This window comes from Lelliottia sp. GFLA7 (assembly GCF_056490165.1).
The window spans coordinates 1-327 of the sequence record NZ_JBWLAQ010000134.1; the positions used below are offsets into that span (position 1 = coordinate 1).

At 47.1% G+C, this 327-nt stretch carries 1 tRNA gene; it reads right to left on the reverse strand.

Annotation, left to right across the window (positions count from 1 at the left end):
- Positions 1-211: 211 nt before the first annotated feature.
- Positions 212-287 (reverse strand) — tRNA-Glu (locus AC07RN_RS21525).
- Positions 288-327: the final 40 nt, after the last annotated feature.

Sequence of the window (327 nt, forward strand, 5' to 3'; positions counted from 1 at the left end):
GTAAAACACCCACAGTGTTGCGAAAATTTGAGAGACTCGAACACACCGCTTATCTGCTCTTATTACGGAGAGCAGACACAGTGTGTCGTTTCAATTTTCAGCTTGATCCAGATTTTTAAAGAGCAAATATCTCAAACATGACTGACTGTTTACACAGTGCAATCAGCTTTGAGATACAGAGGTCGGCGACTTTCACTCACAAACCAGCAAGTGGCGTCCCCTAGGGGATTCGAACCCCTGTTACCGCCGTGAAAGGGCGGTGTCCTGGGCCTCTAGACGAAGGGGACACTGAAGTCTCAATCGCAAGACGCCTTGCTATTTACTTTT